We start from the raw sequence: 23,487 nt of genomic DNA on the forward strand, positions 1-23,487 counted from the left end.
CAACCGACAGGAGCCTTCATGCCCACAACCCCGACGCCCGGCGCGCCCGCGCCCGCCCTGACCGTTCCGCTGATCATCGGTACCGAATGGAGCCTGGACCGGCAGGAGCCGGACAGCTTCACCATGATCGTCGTCTATCGCGGCCTGCATTGCCCGGTCTGCAAGGCCTATCTGCAAGGGCTGAAGGCGCTTTATCAGGGGTATCTCGACAAGGGGTTCAACGTGCTCACCTTGTCGATGGACCCCGAGGACAAGGCCAAGAAGGCCCATGACGACTGGGATCTCGCGGACATTCCGATGGGATACGGGTTGACGGAAGATCAGGCGCGCGATTGGGGACTTTATTTGTCGGACAGCATTTCGGATGCCGAAACGTCCGTCTTCGCCGAACCGGCGGTGTTCTGGGTGAAGCCCGACGGCACGCTTTACATGGCGGCGATATCGAACATGCCGTTCGCGCGGCCCGACCTCGAGTTTCTGCTGGGCAAGGCCGATTTCATCGCGGAAAAGGACTATCCGCCGCGCGGCACGCATGGATAGGCCTTCATCTTTCTTCAAATACCTCGGGGAGCGCGAGGGGCTGGCCCCTCGCCCCGTCCGTCAGGGCAGGTCCGACGCCGGAATGATGGGAAAGAACATGCCTTGCGACCGCACCCCGAACCACTCGGCCCCATCATGCGGCGCGGTCTCGCCGATCTCGACCAGGCGGTAGAAGCTCTTGCGGTCGATCAGCGCTTCCAGACCCCGGCGCACATGCAGATAGGGCGCAGGTTCGCCCGTCTCGGCATCCCGTTCGACGCGGATGGCGTGGTCGGGTCCGGCGGTGACGGTATCGCCGACATTGGTGGTGAAGGTCAGCGCCGGCGGATCGCCCGCGACGTCGAAATCGACGGCGACGAAAGGCGCGTCGTCGACGGCGATGCCCACCTTCTCGACCGGCGTGACCAGATAATGCCGTTCGCCCTCGCGCTTGAGGATGGTCGAGAACAGCCGCACCAGCGCCGGGCGGCCGATGGGCGTGCCGTCGTAGAACCATGTGCCGTCGCGCGCGATGCGCATGTCCAGATCGCCGCAGAATGGCGGATCCCATTTCTCGACCGGCGGCAATCCGCCCTTGGCCGCCGCGCGGGCGCTTTCCGCGATGCCGGCGGCGCTGGGGGTCACGCCGAATTGTCCTTGCGTCTCTTTTGCCATTTGTGCCCGCCGCGATAGGTTCGCATCATACCCCCGACATAGCCGCGCGAGGAGAGAAGTCATGTCCGAGGTTCTGCTGGACGAGATCGACGCGCTGGGCGACCGCCTGCGCGAGGCGCGGGCCAGCATCACGCGGCGCTTCATCGGCCAGACGCAGGTGGTCGATCTGGTGCTGTCGGCGCTGCTTTGCGGCGGCCACGGGCTGCTGATCGGGCTGCCGGGCCTGGGCAAGACGCGGCTGGTCGACGCGCTGGGCACGGTCATGGGGCTGAAAAGCGCGCGGGTGCAGTTCACCCCCGATCTGATGCCCGCCGACATTCTTGGGTCCGAAGTGCTGGAGACGGGCGCCGACGGAAGCCGCGCGTTCCGCTTCATCGAGGGGCCGGTTTTCTGCCAGTTGCTGATGGCCGACGAGATCAACCGCGCCAGCCCGCGCACGCAATCGGCGCTGTTGCAGGCGATGCAGGAAAAATCCGTCACCATCGCCGGCCAGCCGCACGGGCTGGAAGCGCCATTTCACGTCCTGGCGACGCAGAACCCGATCGAGCAGGAAGGCACCTATCCGCTGCCCGAGGCGCAGCTCGACCGGTTTCTGGTGCAGATCGACGTGCCCTATCCCGACCGCGCGACCGAGCGCGACATCCTGCTGGCGACGACGGGCGCGGTCGAGGATCAGGCCCATGCCGTCTTTACCGCCGCGCAGCTGATCGAGGCGCAGGCGCTGCTGCGGCGGATGCCGGTGGGCGATGCGGTGGTCGAGACGATCCTCGATCTGGTGCGCGCCTGCCGCCCCGAGGACGAGCGCGCCCCGCAGGCGGTGCGCGACCATGTCGGCTGGGGGCCGGGGCCGCGCGCGGCGCAGGCGCTGATGCTGACGGTGCGCGCGCGGGCGCTGCTGGACGGGCGGCTGGCGCCCGATGCGGACGACGTGGCGGCGATGGCGGTCCCGGTGCTGAGCCACCGCATGGCGCTGAGCTTTGCCGCCCGCGCGCGGGGCGAGACGCTGGCCGGGATCATCGCGCAGGTGGTGGACGGCACGACGCGCGCGCGGGCCGCGGCGTGACCGATCCCGCCGCCCTGCGCGCCCGCGCCGAAGGGCTGGCGGCGCCGCTGCCGCCGCTGCTGGCGGGGGCGCGGCATCTGGCGCGGACGGTGGCGCTGGGCAGTCACGGGCGCAGGCGGCCGGGGCAGGGCGACGAATTCTGGCAATACCGCCCCTTCGCGGGCGGCGACGAGGCGCGGATGATCGACTGGCGCCGGTCGGGCCGGTCGGACGGGCATTTCCTGCGCCAGAAGGAATGGCAGGCGGCGCAATCGGTGATGCTGTGGGTGGATGGCGGCCGGTCGATGGCGTTCGCCAGCGGCGACCGCCTGCCCGCCAAGGGCCACCGCGCGTCGGAACTGGCGCTGGCGCTGGCCATCCTGCTGCTGCGCGCGGGCGAACGGGTGGGGCTGGCCGACCGCGACCTGCCGCCGCGAACCGGCGAGTTGCAGCTTCTGCGCCTGGCCGGGGCACTGGGCGACGCGGAATCGGCGGCGGAATACGGCGCGCCCGGCACCCGCGACATGCGCGCGGGGTCGCGGGCGGTGTTCCTGTCCGATTTCCTGGGCGACATCGCGCCGGTTCACGCGGCCCTGACGGCGGCGGCGGACAAGGGCGTTTCCGGCGTGCTGATGCAGATCCTCGATCCGCAGGAAGAAGCGTTCCCGTTCGACGGCCGCACGATCTTCGAATCCATGGGCGGCGGTCTGCGGCACGAGACGCTGAAGGCGGGCGATCTGCGCGGCCGCTATCTGGACCGGCTGGCCGCGCGCAAGGCCGAATTGCGCGATCTGGCGCGGCTGACCGGCTGGCAATATGGTTGTCATCATACGGGCGATGCCGCCCAGACGGCGCTGCTTTGGCTTTACGCCGCGCTGGAGCGCGATCACTGATGCTGGTTCTCGGTCCCATCGGGTTCACCGCGCCGTGGCTACTGGCGGGCCTTGCCGCGCTGCCGCTGCTGTGGATCGTGCTGCGCGCCGTGCCGCCCGCGCCGATCCGGCGGCGGTTTCCAGGCGTGGCGCTGCTGCTGGGGCTGCGCGATGCCGACCAGACCGCCGACCGCACGCCCTGGTGGCTGCTTTTGCTGCGGATGCTGGCGCTGGCCGCGGCGATCGTCGGCTTCGCGGGGCCGGTGCTGAACCCGGTGCAGCGGATCGCCGGAACGGGGCCGCTGCTGGTGCTGATGGACGGGACATGGGCCGATGCGGGGGACTGGCAGCGGCATCTGGACCGCGCGGCGCAGGCGCTGGACGAAGCGGCGCGCGACGACCGGACGGCGGCCGTCGTGGTGCTGACCGACCGGCCGGAAGGCCCGTTGCCGTTCCGCGCCGCATCCGACTGGGCGATGCAGGTGCCGTCGTCGATGCCGAAGCCGTGGCAGCCCGAGGGTGCCGCCGCCTGGGCCGATGGGCTGGACGGCGCCTTCGACACGATCTGGCTGAGCGACGGCCTCGACCGCGAGGAGCGCGCGCCCGTGCTTGCCGCGCTGGAAAAGCGGGGCACGGTGCGCGTCTTCCAGTCGGCCCGCCCGGTGCGCGCGCTGCGGCCGCCGGTCTTTCAGGACGGCGTGATCGAACTGACCGCGCTGCGGATGGACAGCGACGGCGCGGCGACGGTCGGGGTCGTCGCGCGCGGGCTGGATCCCAACGGCATCGAGCGGGATCTGGCGCGGGGCGATCTGACGTTCCCGGCGGGGCAGGCCGAAGGCGTGCTGCGCCTGTCGCTGCCGCCCGAACTGCGCAACCGCGTGTCCCGGTTCGAGATCGAGGGCGCGCGGTCGGCCGCCGCCGTGGCACTGACCGACGATTCGCTGCGCCGGCGCGAGGTGGCGCTGATCGCCGGATCCGAGGACCGCGAGGCGCTGCAATTGCTGTCGCCGACCTATTACCTGGAACGGGCACTGGCCCCTTCAACCGATCTGCTGCACGGCACGCTGGGCGATGTGCTGCTGGCCAATCCCGACGCGATCGTTCTGGCCGATGTGGCCCGTATCGCGCCGGGGCAAAGCGAAGCGTTGCAGGACTGGGTGCGCGAGGGCGGTTTGCTGGTGCGCTTCGCGGGGCCGCGTCTGGCGGCCAGCGACGTCAGCCGCGACGGTCCCGACCCGCTGTTGCCGGTGCGGCTGCGCGCGGGCGGCCGCAGCATCGGCGGCGCGATGAGCTGGGGCGAGCCGAAATCGCTGCGGCCTTTCGCCGACACGTCGCCGTTCCACGGCCTGCCGCTGCCGGGCGATGTCAGCGTCACTGCGCAGGTGGTGGCCCAGCCCGACCCCGATCTGGCCGAGCGGACCATCGCCAGCCTTGAGGACGGCACGCCGCTGGTGACGCGCAAGCGGATCGGCGCGGGGCAGGTGGTGCTGTTTCACGTCACCGCCAATGCCGAATGGTCGTCGCTGCCGCTGTCGGGGCTGTTCGTGTCGATGCTGGAACGCCTGGCCGTCAGCACCCGCGCCGCCCCGCCGGGCACGGCCGATCTGGACGGCACGATCTGGACGCCCGACACCGTGCTGGACGCCTTCGGGCGGATCGGCGACGCGGACGGGCTGGCGGGGGTCGCGGGTGCCGAACTGGCCGCCGCGCGCCCTGGCCCCGCCACGCCGCCCGGCCTTTATGCGGGCGACGACCGGCGCGTCGCGCTGAACGTGACCGGACCCGACACGCGGCTGGAACCCGCGGCATGGCCCGCCCGGATCGCCGTCGAAGGAATGGAGACGGCGCAGGAGACCGCGCTGAAGGGCGCGCTGCTGGCGGCGGCGCTGGGGCTTCTGGCGCTCGACCTGATCGCGTCGCTTTGGCTGGCCGGACGGCTGCGCGGGCCGCGTGCCGCGGTGGCGGCGCTTGCCGCCCTGATGATCGTCGGCCAGCCGCTGCCGGGCCTGGCGCAAGAGGCGGACGAAGCCTTTGCCATCGAGGCGACGCGCGATGTCGTTCTGGCGCATGTGCTGACCGGCGACGCCCGGCTGGACGGGCTGGCGCAGGCGGGGTTGCGCGGGCTGTCGCGCACGTTGCAGGCCCGCACGACGGTCGAGCCGGCCGAACCTGTCGGCGTCGATCTGGAACGGGACGAGCTGGCGTTCTTTCCGTTCCTCTACTGGCCGGTTTCGCCCGATCAGCCGCGGCCTTCGGACGAGGCCTATGCGCGGCTGAACACCTATCTGCGGGGCGGCGGGATGATCCTGTTCGACACGGGCGACGCGGATGTGGCGGCCTTCGGGACGCAGACTCCCGCCGCCCTGCGGTTGCAGGAACTGGCGCGCCCGCTGGACATCCCGCCGCTGGAGCCGGTGCCCGCCGATCACGTCCTGACGCGCACCTTCTATCTGTTGCAGGACTTTCCCGGCCGGTTCGCGGGTCGCGACGTTTGGGTCGAGGCGGCCCCGCCCGATGTCGAAACGGTCGAGGGGATGCCGTTCCGCAACCTCAACGACAACGTGACGCCGGTGGTCATCGGCGGCAACGACTGGGCATCCGCCTGGGCGGTGGGCGAGGACGGACGCCCCCTGCATGCCGTCGGGCGGGGTTATGCGGGCGAGCGCCAGCGCGAGATCGCGCTGCGCTTCGGTGTCAATCTGGTGATGCACGTGCTGACGGGGAACTACAAATCCGACCAGGTGCACGTTCCGGCCCTGCTCGACCGGCTGGGACAATAGGCGGGGACGGGGCGAGGGGCCTACCCCTCGCGCTCCCCGGGGTATTTGAGGAAAGATGAAGGCATGGACGTGACGGGCAGTGTGATCCTCGACCCGCTGGTGCCGCTTTGGGTGCTGGCGGCGCTGGCGATCCTTGCGGGCGCGGCGACGGGCCTTGCCCTTTGGCGGCGTCTGCCCGGCTGGTGGCTGCGGGGACTGGCGGCGCTGGCCCTTCTGGCGGCCTTGTCCGGCCCCGCGCTGCAACGCGAGGATCGCGCGCCGCTGTCCGACATCGTCATCGCGGTGGTGGACGAAAGCGCGTCGCAGCGCCTGTCGGACCGGCCGGACCAGACGCAGGCGGCGCTGGCGCGGCTGGAGGCGGGGGTCGCGGCGCTGCCCGATACCGAGCTGCGCGTCGTGCGGCTGGGCGATGCCGAAGGCGATGCGGGATCGCTGGCGATGACGGCACTGTCCGACGCGATGGCCGAGGAGCCGCGCGGCCGTTTGGCGGGCGCGGTGCTGATCAGCGACGGGCGTATTCACGACATCGACCGCGCGCCGGACTTTCCTGCGCCTGTCCATCTGCTGCTGACGGGCCGGCCCGGCGACTGGGACAGGCGGCTGGCGATCACCACCGCGCCCGCCTTCGCCATCATGGGCGAGCCCGTGACGCTGGGCCTGCGGATCGAGGATCAGGGCGCGGCGCCCCCTTCGGACGGGCTGGTGCGGCTGAGCATCGCGGTAGATGGCGGACCGCCGGCGCAGTTCTCGGTCCCGGTGGGCGAGGATCTGGAGCTGCCGGTGACGCTGCCCCATGCCGGGCGCAATGTGATACAGTTCAGCGTCGCCGCCGAGCCGGGCGAGCTGACCGACCGCAACAATGCCGCCGTGGTGCAGATCAACGGCGTGCGCGACCGCCTGCGCGTGCTGCTGGTGTCCGGAGAGCCGCATGCCGGCGAACGCACGTGGCGCAATCTGCTGAAAAGCGATCCGTCCGTCGATCTGGTGCATTTCACCATCCTGCGCCCGCCCGAAAAGCAGGACGGCGTGCCGGTGGACGAGCTGTCGCTGATCGCCTTCCCCACGCGCGAGCTGTTTCTGGACAAGATCGACGAGTTCGACCTGATCATCTTCGACCGCTACCGGCTGCGGGGGATCCTGCCGGCGCTCTATCTGGAAAACGTGCGGTCCTATGTCGAGGGGGGCGGGGCGGTGCTGGTGGCGGCGGGGCCGGATTACGCGTCGGCGGCATCGCTTTATCGCTCGCCCCTGGGCGACATCCTGCCCGGCGCGCCGACCAGCCGGGTGATCGAGCGGTCGTTCCTGCCCGAGTTGACCGATCTGGGGCAGCGTCATCCGGTGACGGAAGGGCTGGACGGCGGCGGCGACGCGCCCGATTGGGGCCGCTGGCTGCGCCAGGTCGAGTTGCGCCCCGTGGCGGGCGATGTGGCGATGACGGGGGCGGACGGCGCGCCGCTGCTGCTGCTGGACCGGGTCGGCGAAGGGCGGGTCGCGCTGCTGGCCAGCGATCAGGCGTGGCTGTGGTCGCGCGGCTATGACGGCGGCGGGCCGCAACTGGAGCTGCTGCGGCGGCTGGCACACTGGATGATGAAGGAACCCGATCTGGAGGAGGAGGCGCTGGAGGCCAGCGCCGAGGGTCAGGCGATGACCGTCGAACGGCGCACCCTGCGCGACGGCATCGGCCCGGTCGAGGTGACGGGACCGGACGGCGACGTGACGATGCTGACGCTGCGCGCGGTGTCGCCGGGGCGGTTCCGTGCCGTCTGGAACGCGCCCGAGGCCGGGCTTTACCGTCTGGCGGAAGGCGACGAGGAGACGGTCATCGCGCTCGGTCCCAGCGCGCCGCGCGAATTCGAGCAGACCGTCGCCGACGGGTCGCTTCTGGCGCCGGTTGTCGAGGCCGGAAGGGGCGGGATCCGTGCGATCGCCGACGGGCTGCCCGCGCTGCGCCAGGTCGGCGAAGGGCGTCCGGCCGCGGGGCGCGGCTGGATCGGGATCACGCCGCGCGACGCCTATCTGACGGCGGATGTGACGACGTTCCCGCTGCTGCCGGCCTGGGCATGGCTGCTGCTGGCCGGGTTGCTGAGCGTCGGCGCCTGGCTGCGCGAGGGGCGGCGCTGAACCGCCCCCCGGCTGGTCAGGACTTGCGGCGGACGAAGCCCAGCGCGCCGAGGGCGCCCGCCAGCAGCCATGCGGCCGCGGGCAGGGGCACGACCGCCGGCGGAACGGCCATCGTTTCCGTCAGGCTGATCCGTGTCAGGTAGGGTCCGTAATTGTTGTTCCCGACCGTGTTCAGGGCGATGCGCAGGGGTGCCGTCGCGTTCGCCCCGGCGGTGAAACTGAGCGTCTCGGCCAGAGGAAAGGCATAGCCGGTATAGGATCGGCTGAAGGCACCCAAAGAGACGGTGAACGGATCTTTCTGGGTGCCGACCGGCATCAGGAAGTCGATTGCATAAGTGTTGCCCGATGTCAGCGTGAAGGCGGTCTTCGTCTCGATGATCGTGGGCAGGCTGCGCGGCGTCGATCCGTCGACGTCGATGCACTTTCCGGTGCCGCTACATCCCACAAGATCGACGGACCCCTGCACGATCGTCCAGTTCGTCAACGTGGTGTTGTAGCGGCCGGTTTCGGTGTCGAAGTCGTCCTCGAACAGCGTCGTGGTGGCTGCGGATGCAGCCCCGGCGGACAGGGCGGCCAGTGCCGCGGTCAGGATCAGGTATTTCATGAATGTCTCCTCGTCGAATGATGTCCGCTGGAAAAACGGGCGCGGACGATAGAGGTATATCACATTTGCGCCCATCCGTCCTACAGGACGGATGCATTCCTTGCGCCGACCCCGATAAAGGAGCCTTCCGCCCATGCTCGACCTTCTGACATCGCCGCAGGCCTGGGCCGCGCTGGCTGCGTTGATCACGATGGAAATCGTGCTGGGAATCGACAATCTGATCTTCATCTCGATCGTCAGCGGCAAGCTGCCGCCGGCGCAGCAGAAGCGCGCGCGGCAGGTCGGCATCGGGCTGGCGCTGATCCTGCGGCTGGCGCTGCTGTCGGTGGTGGCCTGGATCGTCGGACTGACGGCGCCGGTCTTCGATCTGGGCATCACCGGCGCCCCCGACATGCATGGCGAGCCGAGCTTCGAGACCGCGTTCAGCTGGCGCGACCTGATCCTGATCGCGGGCGGAATCTTCCTGGTCGTCAAGGCCACGCAGGAGATCAATCACAAGGTGCGCCCCGAACCGCCCGCCGAACACGGCAAGGGGCCGAGCGCGGGCACCCTGGGCGCGGCCATCGCGCAGATCGTGGCGCTGGACGCGGTGTTTTCGGTGGACAGCATCCTGACGGCCATCGGCATGACCGAGGAGTTGCCGATCATGGTCGTGGCGGTCATCGTGGCGGTCGCGGTGATGTATCTGGCGGCAGGCCCGGTGACGCGGTTCGTCAACGACAACCCGTCGGTGGTGATGCTGGCGTTGGCCTTCCTGCTGATGATCGGCATGGTCCTGATCGCGGACGGATTCGGGCGGCATGTGCCCAAGGGCTATATCTATTCCGCCATGGCCTTCGCGGTGGCGGTCGAGGTGCTGAACATGCTGGCGCGGCGGCGGCGCGAAAGGCTGGCGCAGGGGACAGGGCGCGCGGCATGACGGCGGATCCGCAGATCGCCGGACCGGCGCGCATCACGCCGCATTGCGGCAGGTCGCTTTGCCGCCTATCGTGAACCGGATCGGGGGGTGAGCCATGCAGATGCCGGAACCGGATGTCCGTATCCTGAACCGCAAGGCGCAGGTGGTGCAGCGCCTGCTGTCGGTGCTGCCGGCGGATGCCGTCATCCACGAACCGCACGAGACGCGCGCCTATGAATGCGACGCGCTGACCGCCTATCGCTGCCCGCCGCTGGCCGCCGTCCTGCCGCGCAGCACCGACGAGGTGGCGGCGGTCCTGCGGATCTGCCACGAGGAAGGCGTGCCGGTGGTGCCGCGCGGATCGGGCACCAGCCTGGCGGGCGGCGCGCTGCCCACGGCCGACAGCGTGATCCTGGGCGTCGCGCGCATGAACGCGGTGCTGGAAACCGATTACGACGACCGCTTCATCCGCGTGCAATCGGGCCGGACGAACCTGAGCGTGACCGGCGCGGTCGAGGAGGACGGGTTCTTCTATGCGCCCGATCCGTCGTCGCAACTGGCCTGCGCCATCGCAGGCAACATCGCGATGAATTCGGGCGGGGCGCATTGCCTGAAATACGGAGTGACGACCAACAACCTGCTGGGCGTCACGCTGGTGCAGATGGATGGCAGCGTGCTGGAAATCGGCGGTCCGCATCTGGATGCTGCCGGTTACGATCTGCTGGGGGTGATCTGCGGCAGCGAAGGCCAGCTTGGCGTCGTGACCGAGGCGACGCTGCGCATCCTGCCCAAGCCCGAAGGCGCGCGCCCGGTTCTGATGGGGTTCGACGACAACGAAACCGCGGGCGCCTGCGTCAGCGCCATCATCAAGGCCGGGGTGCTGCCCGTGGCGATCGAGTTCATGGACCGCCCCTGCATCCGCGCGACCGAGGCGTTCGCCCAAGCGGGATACCCCGATTGCGAGGCGCTGCTGATCGTCGAGGTCGAGGGATCGCCGGCCGAGATCGACGAGCAGCTGGCGCTGATCCTGAAGATCGCGCGCGGCTTCGACCCGGTCGAGCTGCGCGAAAGCAAATCCGCCGAGGAAAGCGCGCGGATCTGGCTGGGGCGCAAGTCGGCCTTCGGGGCGATGGGGCAGATCAACGACTACATGTGCCTCGACGGGACGATCCCGGTCAGCGAATTGCCCCTGGTGCTGCGCCGCATCCGCGAACTTTCGGTGCCCTACGGGCTGGACGTGGCCAACGTGTTCCATGCGGGCGACGGCAACATGCACCCGCTGATCCTGTTCGACGCCAACAAGCCCGGCGATCTGGAGAAGTGCGAGGCACTGGGCGCCGACATCCTGCGGCTTTGCGTCGAGGTGGGGGGCTGCCTGACGGGCGAGCATGGCGTCGGCGTGGAGAAGCGCGACCTGATGCACGACCAGTTCACCGATGACGACATGGAGGCGCAGTTGCGCGTCAAGGACGTGTTCGATCCCGCCTGGCTGCTGAACCCCGCCAAGGTCTTTCCGCTGGACATCACGCGGTCGCGCCGCCCGGTGGCGGCCGAGTGACCGGGGCGCTGCCCCGGACCCCGAGGTATTTGGGGAAAGATGAATGGGGGCCGGTATGCTGAGCCCGAGGGACGAGGCGGACCTGGCCGAGGCGATCCGGGGGGCGAACACGCCCCTGCATGTCCGGGGCGGCGGAACGCGCGGCGTGCCGGCGCAGGGCGAGGCGCTGTCGGTGGCAAGGCTTTCGGGCGTCACGCTTTACGAGCCGGGGGCGCTGACGCTGGTGGCGCGGGCGGGCACGCCCCTGGCCGAGATCGAGCAGGCGCTGGCCGCCGAGAACCAGCGCCTGGCGTTCGAGCCGATGGATCATCGCCCGCTGCTGGGCACGCAAGGCACGCCCACCATCGGCGGCGCGGTGGCGATGAATGCCAGCGGGCCGCGCCGCATCCAGGTCGGCGCGCTGCGCGATGCGCTGCTGGGGGTGCGGTTCGTGGACGGGACCGGCATGATCGTCAAGAACGGCGGGCGGGTGATGAAGAACGTCACCGGCTACGATCTGGTCAAGCTGATGGCCGGATCGCGGGGCACGCTGGGTGTGCTGAGCGAGGTCAGCCTGAAGGTGCTGCCCGCGCCCGCGGCCGCCGCCACGCTGGTGCTGCCCGACGAGGGGCCGGACCGGGCGGTGCGCCAGATGGCGGCCGCGTTGCGTTCTCCGTTCGAGGTGAACGGGGCCGCGTATCTGCCGGGGCAAGGCACGCTGCTGCGCGTGGAGGGTTTCGCAGATTCGGTGGCCTATCGCGCGGGGCGGCTGCGCGACCTGCTGGACGATGCGGCGGACGGCGACGGCGATGTCTGGACCGGGATCCGCGATGCCGTGCCGTTGGGACGGGATGGCGATGCCTGGCGCATCTCGGTCCGGCCGTCCGACGGACCGCGCGTGGTGGCGGCGGCAAAGGCGGACCGCTGGTTCATGGATTGGGGCGGCGGGCTGGTCTGGGCGGCATTGCCCGAGGGGACCGACCTGCGGGCGCGTCTGGCGGGCATCGACGGCCATGCGACGCTGGTGCGCGCCGGGTTTGACACGCATGCGCGGCTGGGCACGCTGCATCCCGAGGCGCCGGCGCTGCGGACACTCTCGGACGGGCTGCGCGCGCGGTTCGATCCGCGCGGTATCCTGAACCCCCGCGCGATGGCGACGGTGTAGATCATGCAGACGACGTTCACCCCCGAACAGCTTGCCGATCCGGCCACCGCGCGCAGCAACGAAATCCTGCGCGCCTGCGTCCATTGCGGATTCTGCACCGCGACATGCCCCACCTATCAGGTGCTGGGCGATGAGCTGGACAGCCCGCGGGGGCGCATCTATCTGATCAAGGACATGCTGGAGAACGACCGGCCGGCGGACGAAAAGACCGTCAAGCATATCGACCGCTGCCTGTCGTGCCTGGCCTGCATGACGACCTGTCCGTCGGGTGTGCATTACATGCACCTGGTCGATCACGCCCGCGCGCATATCGAACGCACCTATCGGCGGCCCTGGGCCGATCGCGCCCTGCGGTCGCTGCTGGCGCGGATCCTGCCTTATCCGGGGCGGTTCCGGCTGGCGCTTCGGGGGGCGAAGCTGGGCTATCCGCTGCGGCGCCTGATGCCCGATGCCCGGCTGCGCGCCATGCTGGACATGGTGCCGCGCCGCATCCCGCCCGCCAGCCCCAACGACCGCCCGCAGACGTTCCCGGCGCAGGGCGCCCGAAGGATGCGCGTCGCGCTGCTGACGGGCTGCGCGCAAAAGGCGCTCGACACCGACATCAACGACGCGACGATCCGCCTTCTGACGCGGCTGGGGGCCGAGGTGGTGGTGGCGGACGGCATGGGCTGCTGCGGCGCGCTGGTCCATCACATGGGGCGCGAGGACGAAAGCCATGCCGCCACCGCCCGCAACATCAGCGCCTGGATGGGCGTCAGGGCGCAGGGTGGGCTGGACGCCATCGTCGTCAATACCAGCGGCTGCGGCACGATGGTCAAGGATTACGGCCACATGCTGCGCAACGGCCCGCTGGCCGAGGATGCGGCCGAGGTCAGCCGCCTGGCCGCCGATGTCAGCGAGGTACTGTTGCGCCTGCTGCCGGGCGATGCCCCGCTGGGCGAGGTGAACCGCGCCGCCGGGGCCATCGCCGGCACCGACGCGCATCCCGACAACGGGCCGCACGGGCCGGGGCCGATCCGCGTCGCCTATCACGCGGCCTGTTCGCTGCAACATGGCCAGCAGATCAAGACGGCGCCGAAGACCCTGCTGAAACGCGCCGGGTTCGAGGTGGTGGAACCTGCCGATCCGCACCTATGCTGCGGGTCGGCGGGCACCTACAACCTGATGCAGCCCGAGATTTCGGGGCAGTTGAAGGACCGCAAGATCCGCACATTGGAAGCCCGCACGCCCGACATCATCGCCGCCGGCAATATCGGCTGCATGATGCAGATCGGGTCGGGCACAAGGGTGCCGGTGGTGCATACGGTCGAACTGCTGGACTGGGCGACGGGCGGGCCACGCCCCGCCAAACTGGACGGCGCGAACGGGGTGCCGAAACTGCGATAGCTGCCATGATTCTGCCCCGATTGCGGTTTAGGCAGCGAAAGGCGCAAAGCAGGGGCAGCATGTCGGTCGGATGGGTCTTTCGCGCGGTCCTGACGGGGCTGCTGATGGCGGGATTGTCCGCCGCAGCACAGGATAGCGGTTCGCGCCGCCTGTCGCTGCGCGCCGATCTTCTGGGATGGGAGGCGGTGGGAAGGCTGGATCTGGCCGGGCGCGGGTTCTGCACCGGCGTGCTGATCGCGCCCGATCTGGTTCTGACGGCGGCCCATTGCATCCACGACCGTGCCACGGGGATCGACGTTGCCGCGCGGGACATCGCGTTTTCCGCCGGGTTGCGCGACGGGGTCGCCGTCGCTGTCCGGCAGGGCGCGACGGTGGGCATCGCGGCGGAATACCGCGTGCCGGATGCCGACCGATGGGCCGTGCTGCGCAACGATGTCGCGCTGGTGCGGCTGGCATCGCCCATCCCGGCGGCGGTGGCGGCGCCCTTCGTCGCCGGTTTGCCGCCAGCGCGGAACAGCGCGGTCGCGCTGGTTTCCTATGGCCGGGACCGGGAAGGGGCGCCGTCGTGGCAACGGCGATGCCGAACGCTGGACCAGCGGGAGGGAATCGTCGCGGTTTCGTGCGACGCGACGCACGGGTCGTCCGGTGCGCCGATCCTCGACATGTCGGGGCGCAGGGGGCGCATCGTCTCGCTGGTTTCGGCGGGGGCCGAGGCGGAGGGGCGCAAGGTGGTGTTCGGCATGGCGCTGGGCGCGCCGCTGGCGTCGGCCCGCGCGGCCCTGCATCGGGCCGATACGGACAGGCGAAGCGGGGCAGGGGCGAAATTCGTGCGTCCGTGAAAGGCGGGTCTTGAAGGACCGTGGGCCGTTTCCCATATTCCGGCTACCGGATGCCCCGATGGGGTCCGGCAGGCGCCCGTCCCCCGGTGGGAGGGCAAAACGATGTTATCGCTTGTGAAATGAGGATGACCCAGATGAGAACCTTCGATCTTGCCCCGCTCTATCGTGCCAGTGTGGGCTTCGACCAGGTGGCCAGCGTGCTGGACCGCGTTCTGTCCGATACCAACGGCGCGCAGACCTATCCGCCCTACAACATCGAGAAGACGGGCGACGATGCCTGGCAGATCCAGATCGCCGTCGCCGGTTTCTCCGCGGATGACCTGACGCTGGAGCAGCGTCAGAACGCGCTGATCGTGACCGCCCGCAAGGGGGAAGAGCCCGAGGGCCGCACCTTCCTGCATCGCGGCATCGCCACCCGCGCGTTCGAGCGGCGCTTCCACCTTGCCGACCATGTGCGCGTGTCGGGTGCCAGCCATGCCGACGGCATGCTGATCGTCGATCTGGTCCGCGAGGTGCCCGAAGCCCTGAAGCCCCGCCGGATCGAGATCACCGATGCCCGCGGCAGCGAGCCGAAGACGGTCGAGCATCAGGCGGCCTGAGCGGCCCGACAGCGATCGAAACGAAGGCGCGCGGAAAACCGCGCGCCTTTTTCAATAGATTGGCCGCATGCTCTACGCTAGAGTTTCACCCATCCTTCATTACAAATTTAGCTTCAATAGAACTTCGAGGCGGGCTAAGTAATCCCTCATGGTCTTCTTCGATAGTTCGGGGTAACATCCGTCATTATAGAAGTAAATTCTTTCTTCAGTGCCTTCTCTGCGATAGTCCAGTTCCTGTAGGGTCTTTGGTCCTAATCTCTTGATCTCTATTTTATAGCGTGGGTCGTCCCAGTCGTGATATCCGTCGCAGACTACGCCGACTGGTGAATATTCTCGATTAAATAGGGTCCAAGTGCCATCCTTATTTCTAGCCATTCCGTAAGGAAATAGCGTACTCCTAAGACTCTTTGGCATATTTAATTACCTCCGTCCTGATCTTTGACCGACAGACACACATATTTCATCTCAAGATACTCCTCGATTCCGTGGCGCGATCCCTCGCGGCCGAGGCCTGATTGCTTGACGCCGCCGAAAGGGGCCGATTCGGTGCTGATGAGGCCCGTATTCACGCCGACGATGCCGTATTCCAGCGCCTCGGAGACGCGGGTGACGCGCGACAGGTTGTTCGAGAAGAAATAGGCGGCGAGGCCGAAGATCGTGTCGTTGGCCAGCGCGATCGCCTCGTCGTCCGTCTCGAACCGGAAGATCGGGGCGAGGGGGCCGAACGTTTCCTGATGCGCCACGTCCATGTCCTGCGTCACGCCGGTCATCACCGTGGGCTGGAAGAACGTGCCGCCGCGTTCGTGGCGCGCCCCGCCCAGCCGGACCTGCGCGCCCTTTTCCTGCGCGTCGGCGATGTGCGCCTCGACCTTTTCGACCGCCGCCATGTCGATCAGGGGGCCGAAATCGGTGCCCTCGTCGAAACCGTCGCCGACCTTCATCGTCCTCAACCGTTCCGCCAGCCGCTCGGCAAAGGCGTCGTGGATGCCGGCCTGCACATAGAGGCGATTGGCGCAGACGCAGGTTTGCCCGGCATTGCGGAACTTGCAGGCGATGGCGCCGGCGACAGCGGCGTCCAGATCGGCGTCGTCGAAGACGATGAAGGGTGCGTTGCCGCCCAACTCCATCGAGCATTTCATTACCTGCGGCGCTGCCTGCGCCAGCAGGATGCGCCCGACCTCGGTCGAGCCGGTGAAGCTGAGCTTGCGCACGACCGGGTTCTCGCAGAATTCCTTGCCGATCTCGGACGACGAAGCCGATGGCAGCACCGAGAAGATGCCGCGCGGCAGACCCGCACGGTCGGCCAGCACCGCCAGCGCCAGCGCCGAAAGCGGCGTCAGCGACGGCGGGCGCACGACGAAGGCGCAACCGGCGGCCAGCGCCGGCGCGGCCTTGCGGGTGATCATCGCGTTGGGGAAGTTCCAGGGCGTGATGGCGGCGGCCACGCCGATGGGCTGGCGCAGGACATGGATGCGCTTGTCGGGCTGGTGGCCCGGCACGATCTCGCCATAGACGCGCTTGGCTTCCTCGGCGAACCATTCGACGAAGGACGCGCCGTAGAGGATCTCGCCCTTCGCCTCGGCCAGCGGCTTGCCCTGCTCGGCGGTCAGGATGGCGGCCAGATCGTCGGCATTCTCGACCATCAGGTCGAACCAGCGGCGCAGGATCTGGCTGCGATCCTTGGCGGTACGCGCGGCCCAATCCTTTTGCGCGGCCTGCGCGACGTCGATGGCGCGGGCGACCTCGGCGCGGGACAGGTCGGCCACCTGCGCGATCCTTCCGCCGGTGGCGGGGTTCGTGACGTCGAACGTGCCGCCCGCGCCATCCGTCCAGTCGCCGCCCAGATAGGCGCGGCCGGTCAGAAGGTCCGGATCCGACAGACGCGAGGTCAGATCGGTCATGGTTGCATCCTTTCGCAGTTGCCTTGGCCCGAGTCAGCGCCGATTGTGGCCCCGATGCAAGGGGGGCTGCCGGTGTCGAATGACGAAGCCTATTCCAACGGCGAATTCATCGCCGACGCCGACGCCTATCCGCCGCGCTGGCGGGCCGAGGCGGCGGCTCTGCGCGACAGCCTGGGCGCGCGGGCCGAGATGGCGCTGCCCTATGGCGCCGGCACTCGCGAGGTGTTCGATCTGTTCCGTCCCGAAGGGGACGCGCGGGGAACGCTGATCTTCGTGCATGGCGGCTATTGGCGCGCGTTCGAGGGGCGGGACTGGTCCGGTTTCGCCGCGGGCGGGCTGGCGGCGGGGCTGAACGTGGCCATGCCGACCTATACGCTGGCACCCGAAGCGCGCATTTCGCGCATCACCCGCGAAATCGTGGCGGCGGTGACGGCCATCGCCGGCCGGGTCGAGGGGCCGATCCATCTGGCGGGCCATTCCGCCGGCGGGCATCTGGTCGCGCGGATGCTGAATGCCGACGCGCTGCTTCAGACGGATGTGGCCGCGCGCATTACGCGATGCGTGCCGATCTCGCCCCTGGGGGATCTGCGACCGCTTCTGGATACCGGCATGAACGCCGACCTGGCCCTGACCCCCGAGGAGGCCGAGACGGAAAGCCCCGCCCTTTATCCCCGCGTGCTGGACGTGCCGGTGACGGTCTGGGTCGGCGGGGCCGAGCGGCCGGCGTTTCTGGGTCAGGCGCGCGGGCTGGCCGATGCCTGGGACGTGCCCCTGGTCATCGACGGCGACGCACGGACGGGACGCCACCATTTCGACGTGATCGACGGCCTGCGCGACCCGGACAGCCCGCTGATGCGGACGATCCTGGGCGGGCCCTAGCGCCAGCAGCCGACCAGGACGGTCAGGTCCGCCGCCCGGTCGATCAGTTCGCCCTGCCGCAGGCGGCCGTCGCCGAAGGATCTGTCGGCCTCGATCCCGGCCGAATCCAGAAAGGCGGTGATCGCCTCGACATCGGCGGCAAAGGCCACGCCGGCGGGCAGGCGGCGCGCGGCATCGTCGTCGCCGGGCAGCAACATGCCCAGAACGCCGCCCCCCGCATCGAGGACCGGACCGCCCGCATCGCCGGGCCGCGCGTCGAGGGCCAGCCGGCGGCGATCCTCCTCGCCGTCGAGCCCCCTGAGATCGGCCAGCGTGCCATAGGTCAGCGACGGCGCGCCCAGCGCCCCGCCGAACGAATAGCCCGCGACGCCCACATCCGATTGCAGGCGCGGCGCGACGCTGCGAAACCTTGCATGGCCGCGGGGCGCCAGCGGTTCGTTGGGCGTCAGCAGCGCCAGACCGGCGGCGTCGTCCTTCGCCGCGACCTCGGCCTCGGTCGCGTCGTCTAGGGTGATGCGGGCGCAGTCGCCGACGGCTTCGGCCGTGGTCAGCACCGATCCGCGTTCGTCCACGTAAAAGCCGGACCGTTCCAGTGCCGGCCGGCGAATCTGTAGCCCGGCCAGCAGATCGACGCGCTGATCCTCGTCGGGGGTGCCGTCCATGTCGCCCATCACGCGGTCGGGGATGACGGCAAGGCTGGCGCGCATTTCGTCCAGCACGCGCTGGCGGCGTTCCTCGTCCCCGGCGGGCCAGACCAGGGTGAACCCCTTGACCGTGCCGTCGATCAGCCGCGCTTCGGTCTGGCTGACGATGCGCTCGTCAGCGCCGGTCAGGGTGAATCCGGTCGGCGTCGCGGCGCGCGGACCTTCGGGCGGCACAATTTCAAGCGTCTGCATCACGTCGAACAGGCCGCGCAGGGTGGCCTGATCGCCGCGCCTGCTGATCAGCAGGACGGTATGGGGTGCACTGTCGTCCGTCGGGCCATAGCGCGCGAAAGGGGGGGCATATTCGTCGAAGCCGACCACTTCCGTCGGCATCGCGATTTCGATGCCCGCCGTTTCGTCGCGCAGCACGGCCATGCCCACCCCGTCCAGTATGGCGTTATAGGCCTGCATCAGATCCGCGCGTTGCCGGGTGGTCAGGATGCCGGTCGGCCTGTCGCCGCGCGCCTGCTGCCATGCGGCCATCGCATTGCGGGTGCCGCGCCCGAAGGCGCCGTCGATGGCCGCGTCGTAAAAGCCCGCCCATTCCAGCGCCTTCTGGATCCCGCGCCGTTCCAGGGGGGTCAGATCCGCCTCGGACCGGCGGGCTTCTTCGGGCGTTTGGTCGTCCGGGGCATCCGGGGCATCCGGGGCGGGCGGGGCATCCGGGGCAGGGGGCGCGGCGGCGGCAGGATCTGCGGCGACCCCTTCGGGATAGACCCGTTCGCGATAGCTGGACCCGTCGGTGACGAAACTGTCCGCCGCGATCAGGCCGCGCGCGCGCAGATCGCGGCGTAGATCGGCCGCCGCATCCGCGCCGTAGGGACCGAGCGCGATGGCATACCAGTCCGACGTTCCGATGCGGAAGGCGCTGACATCGTCCAGCAGCGCGTCGCGGTCGCCGGCCAGTTCCGCCGCCTCGGCCGCCGAAGGACGCGCGGCGATCTGCACCCATGCGTCCTGCGCTTGCGCGAGCCCCGCCCATAGCAGCATCGCCAGCGCGCCAAGCACCCGTATTCCCGCCCGTTGCGACATCGTTCGTTCCGCCTGATTGACCAATCCGCGCATCAGGGCAGACCACAGTGGCATTTTCGGGGCGAGGTCAAGAAACGGCCGGACGCCCCGGCCCCGCGATTGACCCTTGTTGCCCATCTGCCTATGCAGGCCGCGCCCCTGACCCCCGGATGCCCCCATGACCGCCACCCGCCCGCGCAGCTTTCAGGACATCATCCTGTCCTTGCAATCCTATTGGGCACGGCAGGGCTGCGCGATCCTGCAACCCTACGACATGGAGGTGGGTGCGGGCACCTTCCATCCGGCCACCACGATGCGGGCGCTGGGGCCGCGCGACTGGACGGCGGCCTATGTCCAGCCCTCGCGCCGCCCCACGGACGGGCGCTATGGCGACAGTCCGAACCGCTGGCAGCATTACTATCAGTTCCAGGTCATCATCAAACCGTCGCCGCCCGATCTTCAGGCGCTCTATCTGGGCAGCCTTCAGGCCATCGGCATCGACGCGGCCCTTCACGACATCCGCTTTGTCGAGGACGACTGGGAAAGCCCGACGCTGGGCGCGTGGGGGCTGGGCTGGGAAGTGTGGTGCGACGGCATGGAAGTGTCGCAGTTCACCTATTTCCAGCAGGTCGGCGGCCACGATTGCCACCCCGTCTCGGGCGAGCTGACCTATGGGCTGGAACGGCTGGCGATGTATGTGCTGGGCCATGACGACGGCAACGCGATGCCGTTCAACGCGCCCGACGCCGCGATCCCGCTGACCTATGGCGACGTCTTCGGCGAGGCCGAGGCGCAATATGCGCGCTGGAACTTCGACACTGCCGATACCGACATGCTGTTCCAGCACTTCAAGGACGCCGAGGCGGAATGTGCCCGCATCCTCGACGCGCCGGCGGACGATCCCAAGACCGGCCGCCGCATCGTCATGGCGTTGCCGGCCTACGACCAGTGCATCAAGGCCAGCCATCTGTTCAACCTGCTGGATGCGCGCGGCGTGATTTCGGTCACGGAACGGCAATCCTATATCGGCCGGGTCCGCGCGCTGGCCAAACGCTGCGCCGACGCCTTCGTGCAGACGGAAGCGGGCGGATGGTCGGCCGATGCGGCCTGACCGGCGTGGCGGCATCCTTGGCAAGGTCATCGTGGGGGCCATCGTGCTGATCGCCCTCGTCGGCGGGGCGGCGCTGTATTATCTGCAAGTCTATGCCTTTTACGACGAGGTGCCGCTGCAAGACGGCGACATCCGCCTGACCGGCATCGTCAGCGGGCAGCCCGAACCGATTCTGGCGCAGAACGTCGCGGCCATCGACGCCGACAGCAGCCCGCTGCGGTTCCGCGCCTGTTTCGACACCCCGATGAGCCTGGCCATGCTGACCGAAACCTTTGTCGTCGCCGACGACCCCGTGCCGCTGCTGGCGCCCGGCTGGTTCGGCTGTTTCGACGCCGGCGCCATCGGGGCCGATCTGGATTCGGGGCGCGCGGTGGCGTTCTTGTCGGAAAAGAACGTGCATTACGGCGTGGACCGCATTGTCGCCGTCACCGAGGACGGGCGCGGCTATGTCTGGCACCAGCTTAACGATTGCGGCGCGCTGGCCTATGACGGCACGCCCGTGGGCGAGGCCTGTCCGCCCCGGCCCGAGGAGGATTGAATGCCCGACCTGCTGATCGAATTGCTGTCCGAGGAAATCCCGGCGCGGATGCAGGCCCGCGCGGCCGACGACCTGCGCCGTCTGGTGACGGACGGTCTGGTCGAGGCCGGGCTGACCTATGCCCATGCCGGCGCCTTCGTGACGCCCCGCCGCCTGACGCTGCATGTCGAAGGGCTGACCGACCGGTCGCCCGACAGCCGCGAGGATCGCAAGGGCCCCCGCGTCAGCGCGCCCGACAAGGCGGTCGAGGGGTTCGCCCGCGGCGCCGGCGTGGCGCGCGACGCGCTGGTGGCGCGCGATACCGGCAAGGGCGAGGTCTGGTTCGCCGTCATCGACCGCAAGGGCCGCCCCGCATCCGACATCGTGGCCGAGGTGCTGGAACGCACGATCCGCGATTTTCCGTGGCCCAAGTCGATGCGCTGGGGGCGCGGCACCCTGCGTTGGGTCCGACCGCTGCATCGCATCCTGTGCCTGCTGACGCGCGAGGACGGCGCGCAGATCGTGCCGCTGGACGTGGACGGCATCGTCGCGGGCGACGTGACCGAAGGCCACCGCTTCATGGCGCCCGAGCCTTTCCGCGTCACGGGGTTCGAGGATTACGCCGCCCGCCTGCGCCGCGCCTTCGTCGTGCTGGACGCGGACGAGCGGGCCGAGACGATCCGCAACGCGGCCCAGAACGCCGCCTTCGCGCTGGGGCTGGAAGTGGTCGAGGACAACGCCCTGCTGGCCGAGGTGGCGGGGCTGGTCGAATGGCCCGTCGTGCTGACCGGTGCGATCGAGGAGCGTTTCCTGACCCTGCCGCCCGAAGTGCTGCAAACCTCGATGCGCGAGCATCAGAAGTTCTTCTCCCTGCGCGACCGCGAGGGGCGGATCGTGCGTTTCGTCACCGTCGCCAACCGCGAAACGGCCGATGACGGCGCGACGATCCTGGCGGGCAACCAGCGCGTGCTGTCCGCGCGCCTGTCGGATGCCGCGTTCTTCTGGGCCAACGACCTGCGTGTGGCCAGGGCGGGCATGGGTCCGTGGCTGGACAAGCTGCGCGACGTGACGTTCCACGCGAAACTGGGCAGTCAGGCCGAGCGCATCGACCGCATCGCCGCCCTCGCGCGCGAGATCGCGGGGGATGTCGGCGCCGACCCAGATCTCGCCGAACAGGCCGCGCGTTTCGCCAAGGCCGATCTGGCGTCCGAGATGGTCTATGAGTTCCCCGAATTGCAGGGGGTCATGGGCCGCTATTATGCGGCCGAGGCGGGATTGCCGCCCGAGGTCGCGCAGGCCGCGCAGGATCACTATGCCCCCCTCGGCCCCTCCGACGCCGTGCCGACCGCCCCGGTCTCCGTCGCCGTCGCGCTGGCCGACAAGATCGACACGCTGACAGGGTTCTGGGCGATCGACGAAAAGCCAACGGGCAGCAAGGATCCCTATGCGTTAAGGCGGGCGGCGCTGGGGGTTATACGGCTCATCATAGAGTTGGACATCAGAATAGATATGTCCGAGGTCTTTTATCGTTCACGGATGCTTAGTGATCGTACGATCTTGAGTCTTACGGAACAGGATAAACTGACGGAACTCGAACAAGTTATGAGTTTTTTAAATATTCAAACGCGCGCAGACTTAGAAAAGATTCAAAATAGGCTTTCGCGGGAGCAAGCAAAGCAAATACGATCACCAGAATGGGAGAATCTGACGTTTGAAGAGGCGCAGGAAAAGCTTGAAGACCTGCTGCGGGTCGGAAGGATCGAAAACGCGGCCGCAGACGCCATTGCCGCAAAGACCAGCACTCTCGCCTTCCTCCACGACCGCCTCAAGGTCCATCTGCGCGAGCAGGGCATCCGGCACGATGTGATCGACGCCTGCCTTGCCATGCCCGGCAACGACGACCTGACCCTGCTGGTCAGGCGGGCCGAGGCGTTGGAGGCGTTCTTGCGGACCGAGGATGGCGCCAATCTGGTGCAGGGGTTCAGGCGCGCCAACAACATCTTGACCCAGGCCGAGGAAGCCGATGGCGTCGAATATTCCTATGGCGCCGACGTGAAATACGCCGAGACGGACGAGGAACGCGCGCTGTTCGCCGCCCTCGATGCCGCGCAGCCGAAGATCGACGCCGCCATGAAGGCCGAGGATTTCGGTGCGGCGATGACGGCGCTGGCCGGTCTGCGCGCCCCCATTGACGCCTTTTTCGACGGGGTGCAGGTCAATACCGACAGCCAGATCCTGCGGCGCAACCGTCTGAACCTGCTCAGCCGGATCCGCCGCCTCTGCCTTGACGTGGCGGACCTGACGCGGTTGCAGGGCTGATCCTTGCC

The 23,487-nt window shown here is 69.0% G+C and carries 19 protein-coding genes; 15 read left to right on the forward strand and 4 right to left on the reverse strand.

Annotated features, from left to right (window positions below; genetic code table 11):
* Positions 1-18 precede the first annotated feature (18 nt).
* Positions 19-540, forward strand: coding sequence for a redoxin domain-containing protein (locus OCGS_RS05655; protein WP_007426268.1), 522 nt, complete (start codon positions 19-21; stop codon positions 538-540).
* Positions 541-600: 60 nt separating this feature from the next.
* On the opposite strand, the gene OCGS_RS05660 is transcribed toward OCGS_RS05655, so the two are convergent.
* Positions 601-1,194 carry a DUF1285 domain-containing protein gene (locus OCGS_RS05660; RefSeq protein WP_007426269.1) on the reverse strand — a complete coding sequence of 198 codons (594 nt, stop codon included), beginning with the start codon at positions 1,192-1,194 and terminating at the stop codon, positions 601-603.
* A 61-nt stretch (positions 1,195-1,255) separates the two neighbouring features.
* Here OCGS_RS05660 and OCGS_RS05665 point away from each other — a divergent pair, with 61 nt between their 5' ends.
* The 4 genes from OCGS_RS05665 to OCGS_RS05680 all read left to right on the forward strand — a co-directional run bounded on the left by OCGS_RS05665 (position 1,256) and on the right by OCGS_RS05680 (position 8,009).
* Positions 1,256-2,257, forward strand: coding sequence for an AAA family ATPase (locus OCGS_RS05665; RefSeq protein WP_007426270.1), 1,002 nt, complete (start codon positions 1,256-1,258; stop codon positions 2,255-2,257).
* Complete coding sequence (locus tag OCGS_RS05670) at positions 2,254-3,129, forward strand: DUF58 domain-containing protein (RefSeq protein ID WP_007426271.1); 876 nt, start codon at positions 2,254-2,256, stop codon at positions 3,127-3,129. The genes OCGS_RS05665 and OCGS_RS05670 overlap by 4 nt, the downstream gene beginning before the upstream one ends.
* A complete protein-coding gene (locus OCGS_RS05675) occupies positions 3,129-5,888 on the forward strand; it encodes a DUF4159 domain-containing protein (protein WP_007426272.1) in 2,760 nt (919 codons plus the stop codon). Before OCGS_RS05670 ends, OCGS_RS05675 begins: the two co-directional genes overlap by 1 nt.
* Before the next feature lie 69 nt (positions 5,889-5,957).
* The gene (locus OCGS_RS05680) at positions 5,958-8,009 is read left to right on the forward strand and encodes a membrane protein (RefSeq protein WP_040610636.1); all 2,052 of its coding nucleotides are present in this window, start codon (positions 5,958-5,960) and stop codon (positions 8,007-8,009) included.
* A gap of 16 nt (positions 8,010-8,025) precedes the next feature.
* Here OCGS_RS05680 and OCGS_RS05685 read toward each other — a convergent pair whose 3' ends face one another.
* Positions 8,026-8,613, reverse strand: coding sequence for a VPLPA-CTERM sorting domain-containing protein (locus tag OCGS_RS05685; RefSeq protein ID WP_007426274.1), 588 nt, complete (start codon positions 8,611-8,613; stop codon positions 8,026-8,028).
* Between the two features lie 133 nt (positions 8,614-8,746).
* Between OCGS_RS05685 and OCGS_RS05690 the strand changes: the two genes are divergently transcribed.
* The 6 genes from OCGS_RS05690 to OCGS_RS05715 all read left to right on the forward strand — a co-directional run bounded on the left by OCGS_RS05690 (position 8,747) and on the right by OCGS_RS05715 (position 15,037).
* Positions 8,747-9,532, forward strand: a complete 786-nt coding sequence (locus OCGS_RS05690; protein WP_007426275.1) for a TerC family protein — start codon at positions 8,747-8,749, stop codon at positions 9,530-9,532.
* Positions 9,533-9,626: 94 nt separating this feature from the next.
* Positions 9,627-11,069, forward strand: a complete 1,443-nt coding sequence (locus OCGS_RS05695; protein ID WP_007426276.1) for an FAD-linked oxidase C-terminal domain-containing protein — start codon at positions 9,627-9,629, stop codon at positions 11,067-11,069.
* A 55-nt stretch (positions 11,070-11,124) separates the two neighbouring features.
* Entirely contained in the window at positions 11,125-12,213 is a 1,089-nt protein-coding gene (locus tag OCGS_RS05700; protein WP_007426277.1) for an FAD-binding protein, read from the forward strand.
* 3 nt (positions 12,214-12,216) lie between these two features.
* Positions 12,217-13,599, forward strand: a complete 1,383-nt coding sequence (gene glcF / locus OCGS_RS05705; RefSeq protein WP_007426278.1) for a glycolate oxidase subunit GlcF — start codon at positions 12,217-12,219, stop codon at positions 13,597-13,599.
* A 59-nt stretch (positions 13,600-13,658) separates the two neighbouring features.
* A complete protein-coding gene (locus tag OCGS_RS05710; RefSeq protein WP_007426279.1) occupies positions 13,659-14,438 on the forward strand; it encodes a trypsin-like serine peptidase in 780 nt (259 codons plus the stop codon).
* Between the two features lie 134 nt (positions 14,439-14,572).
* Positions 14,573-15,037, forward strand: a complete 465-nt coding sequence (locus OCGS_RS05715) for an Hsp20 family protein (RefSeq protein ID WP_040610626.1) — start codon at positions 14,573-14,575, stop codon at positions 15,035-15,037.
* Positions 15,038-15,453: 416 nt separating this feature from the next.
* On the opposite strand, the gene OCGS_RS05720 is transcribed toward OCGS_RS05715, so the two are convergent.
* Positions 15,454-16,938: an NAD-dependent succinate-semialdehyde dehydrogenase gene (locus OCGS_RS05720; RefSeq protein ID WP_007426281.1), complete on the reverse strand. Its 1,485-nt coding sequence runs from the start codon at positions 16,936-16,938 to the stop codon at positions 15,454-15,456.
* A 72-nt stretch (positions 16,939-17,010) separates the two neighbouring features.
* On the opposite strand from OCGS_RS05720, the gene OCGS_RS05725 reads away from it, so the two are divergent.
* Complete coding sequence (locus OCGS_RS05725) at positions 17,011-17,817, forward strand: alpha/beta hydrolase (RefSeq protein ID WP_007426282.1); 807 nt, start codon at positions 17,011-17,013, stop codon at positions 17,815-17,817.
* Here the strand turns inward: OCGS_RS05725 and OCGS_RS05730 are convergent.
* Positions 17,814-19,553 (reverse strand): serine protease, encoded by a 1,740-nt coding sequence (locus OCGS_RS05730; RefSeq protein WP_040610638.1) that lies wholly within the window; start codon positions 19,551-19,553, stop codon positions 17,814-17,816. The genes OCGS_RS05725 and OCGS_RS05730 overlap by 4 nt on opposite strands.
* Before the next feature lie 157 nt (positions 19,554-19,710).
* On the opposite strand from OCGS_RS05730, the gene OCGS_RS05735 reads away from it, so the two are divergent.
* Genes OCGS_RS05735 through glyS form a run of 3 tightly spaced genes read left to right on the forward strand, consistent with a single transcriptional unit; the run spans position 19,711 to position 23,479 of the window.
* Positions 19,711-20,643 carry a glycine--tRNA ligase subunit alpha gene (locus OCGS_RS05735; protein ID WP_007426284.1) on the forward strand — a complete coding sequence of 311 codons (933 nt, stop codon included), beginning with the start codon at positions 19,711-19,713 and terminating at the stop codon, positions 20,641-20,643.
* Positions 20,633-21,181, forward strand: a complete 549-nt coding sequence (locus tag OCGS_RS05740; RefSeq protein WP_007426285.1) for a DUF6446 family protein — start codon at positions 20,633-20,635, stop codon at positions 21,179-21,181. The genes OCGS_RS05735 and OCGS_RS05740 overlap by 11 nt, the downstream gene beginning before the upstream one ends.
* A complete protein-coding gene (gene glyS / locus OCGS_RS05745; RefSeq protein ID WP_007426286.1) occupies positions 21,182-23,479 on the forward strand; it encodes a glycine--tRNA ligase subunit beta in 2,298 nt (765 codons plus the stop codon). It begins immediately after the preceding gene.
* Positions 23,480-23,487 lie beyond the last annotated feature (8 nt).

It is taken from the genome of Oceaniovalibus guishaninsula JLT2003, from assembly GCF_000299575.1.
In the GTDB taxonomy this organism is placed as follows: domain Bacteria; phylum Pseudomonadota; class Alphaproteobacteria; order Rhodobacterales; family Rhodobacteraceae; genus Palleronia; species Palleronia guishaninsula.

What these genes read in the sequence shown, in the direction of transcription:
- OCGS_RS05655 (WP_007426268.1), top strand. Translation starts at nt 19, where the DNA reads ATGCCCACAACCCCGACGCCCGGCGCGCCCGCGCCCGCCCTGACCGTT.
- OCGS_RS05660 (WP_007426269.1), bottom strand. Translation starts at nt 1,194, where the DNA reads ATGGCAAAAGAGACGCAAGGACAATTCGGCGTGACCCCCAGCGCCGCC.
- OCGS_RS05665 (WP_007426270.1), top strand. Translation starts at nt 1,256, where the DNA reads ATGTCCGAGGTTCTGCTGGACGAGATCGACGCGCTGGGCGACCGCCTG.
- OCGS_RS05675 (WP_007426272.1), top strand. Translation starts at nt 3,129, where the DNA reads ATGCTGGTTCTCGGTCCCATCGGGTTCACCGCGCCGTGGCTACTGGCG.
- OCGS_RS05685 (WP_007426274.1), bottom strand. Translation starts at nt 8,613, where the DNA reads ATGAAATACCTGATCCTGACCGCGGCACTGGCCGCCCTGTCCGCCGGG.
- OCGS_RS05690 (WP_007426275.1), top strand. Translation starts at nt 8,747, where the DNA reads ATGCTCGACCTTCTGACATCGCCGCAGGCCTGGGCCGCGCTGGCTGCG.
- OCGS_RS05695 (WP_007426276.1), top strand. Translation starts at nt 9,627, where the DNA reads ATGCAGATGCCGGAACCGGATGTCCGTATCCTGAACCGCAAGGCGCAG.
- OCGS_RS05700 (WP_007426277.1), top strand. Translation starts at nt 11,125, where the DNA reads ATGCTGAGCCCGAGGGACGAGGCGGACCTGGCCGAGGCGATCCGGGGG.
- glcF (WP_007426278.1), top strand. Translation starts at nt 12,217, where the DNA reads ATGCAGACGACGTTCACCCCCGAACAGCTTGCCGATCCGGCCACCGCG.
- OCGS_RS05710 (WP_007426279.1), top strand. Translation starts at nt 13,659, where the DNA reads ATGTCGGTCGGATGGGTCTTTCGCGCGGTCCTGACGGGGCTGCTGATG.
- OCGS_RS05715 (WP_040610626.1), top strand. Translation starts at nt 14,573, where the DNA reads ATGAGAACCTTCGATCTTGCCCCGCTCTATCGTGCCAGTGTGGGCTTC.
- OCGS_RS05720 (WP_007426281.1), bottom strand. Translation starts at nt 16,938, where the DNA reads ATGACCGATCTGACCTCGCGTCTGTCGGATCCGGACCTTCTGACCGGC.
- OCGS_RS05730 (WP_040610638.1), bottom strand. Translation starts at nt 19,553, where the DNA reads ATGTCGCAACGGGCGGGAATACGGGTGCTTGGCGCGCTGGCGATGCTG.
- OCGS_RS05735 (WP_007426284.1), top strand. Translation starts at nt 19,711, where the DNA reads ATGACCGCCACCCGCCCGCGCAGCTTTCAGGACATCATCCTGTCCTTG.
- OCGS_RS05740 (WP_007426285.1), top strand. Translation starts at nt 20,633, where the DNA reads ATGCGGCCTGACCGGCGTGGCGGCATCCTTGGCAAGGTCATCGTGGGG.
- glyS (WP_007426286.1), top strand. Translation starts at nt 21,182, where the DNA reads ATGCCCGACCTGCTGATCGAATTGCTGTCCGAGGAAATCCCGGCGCGG.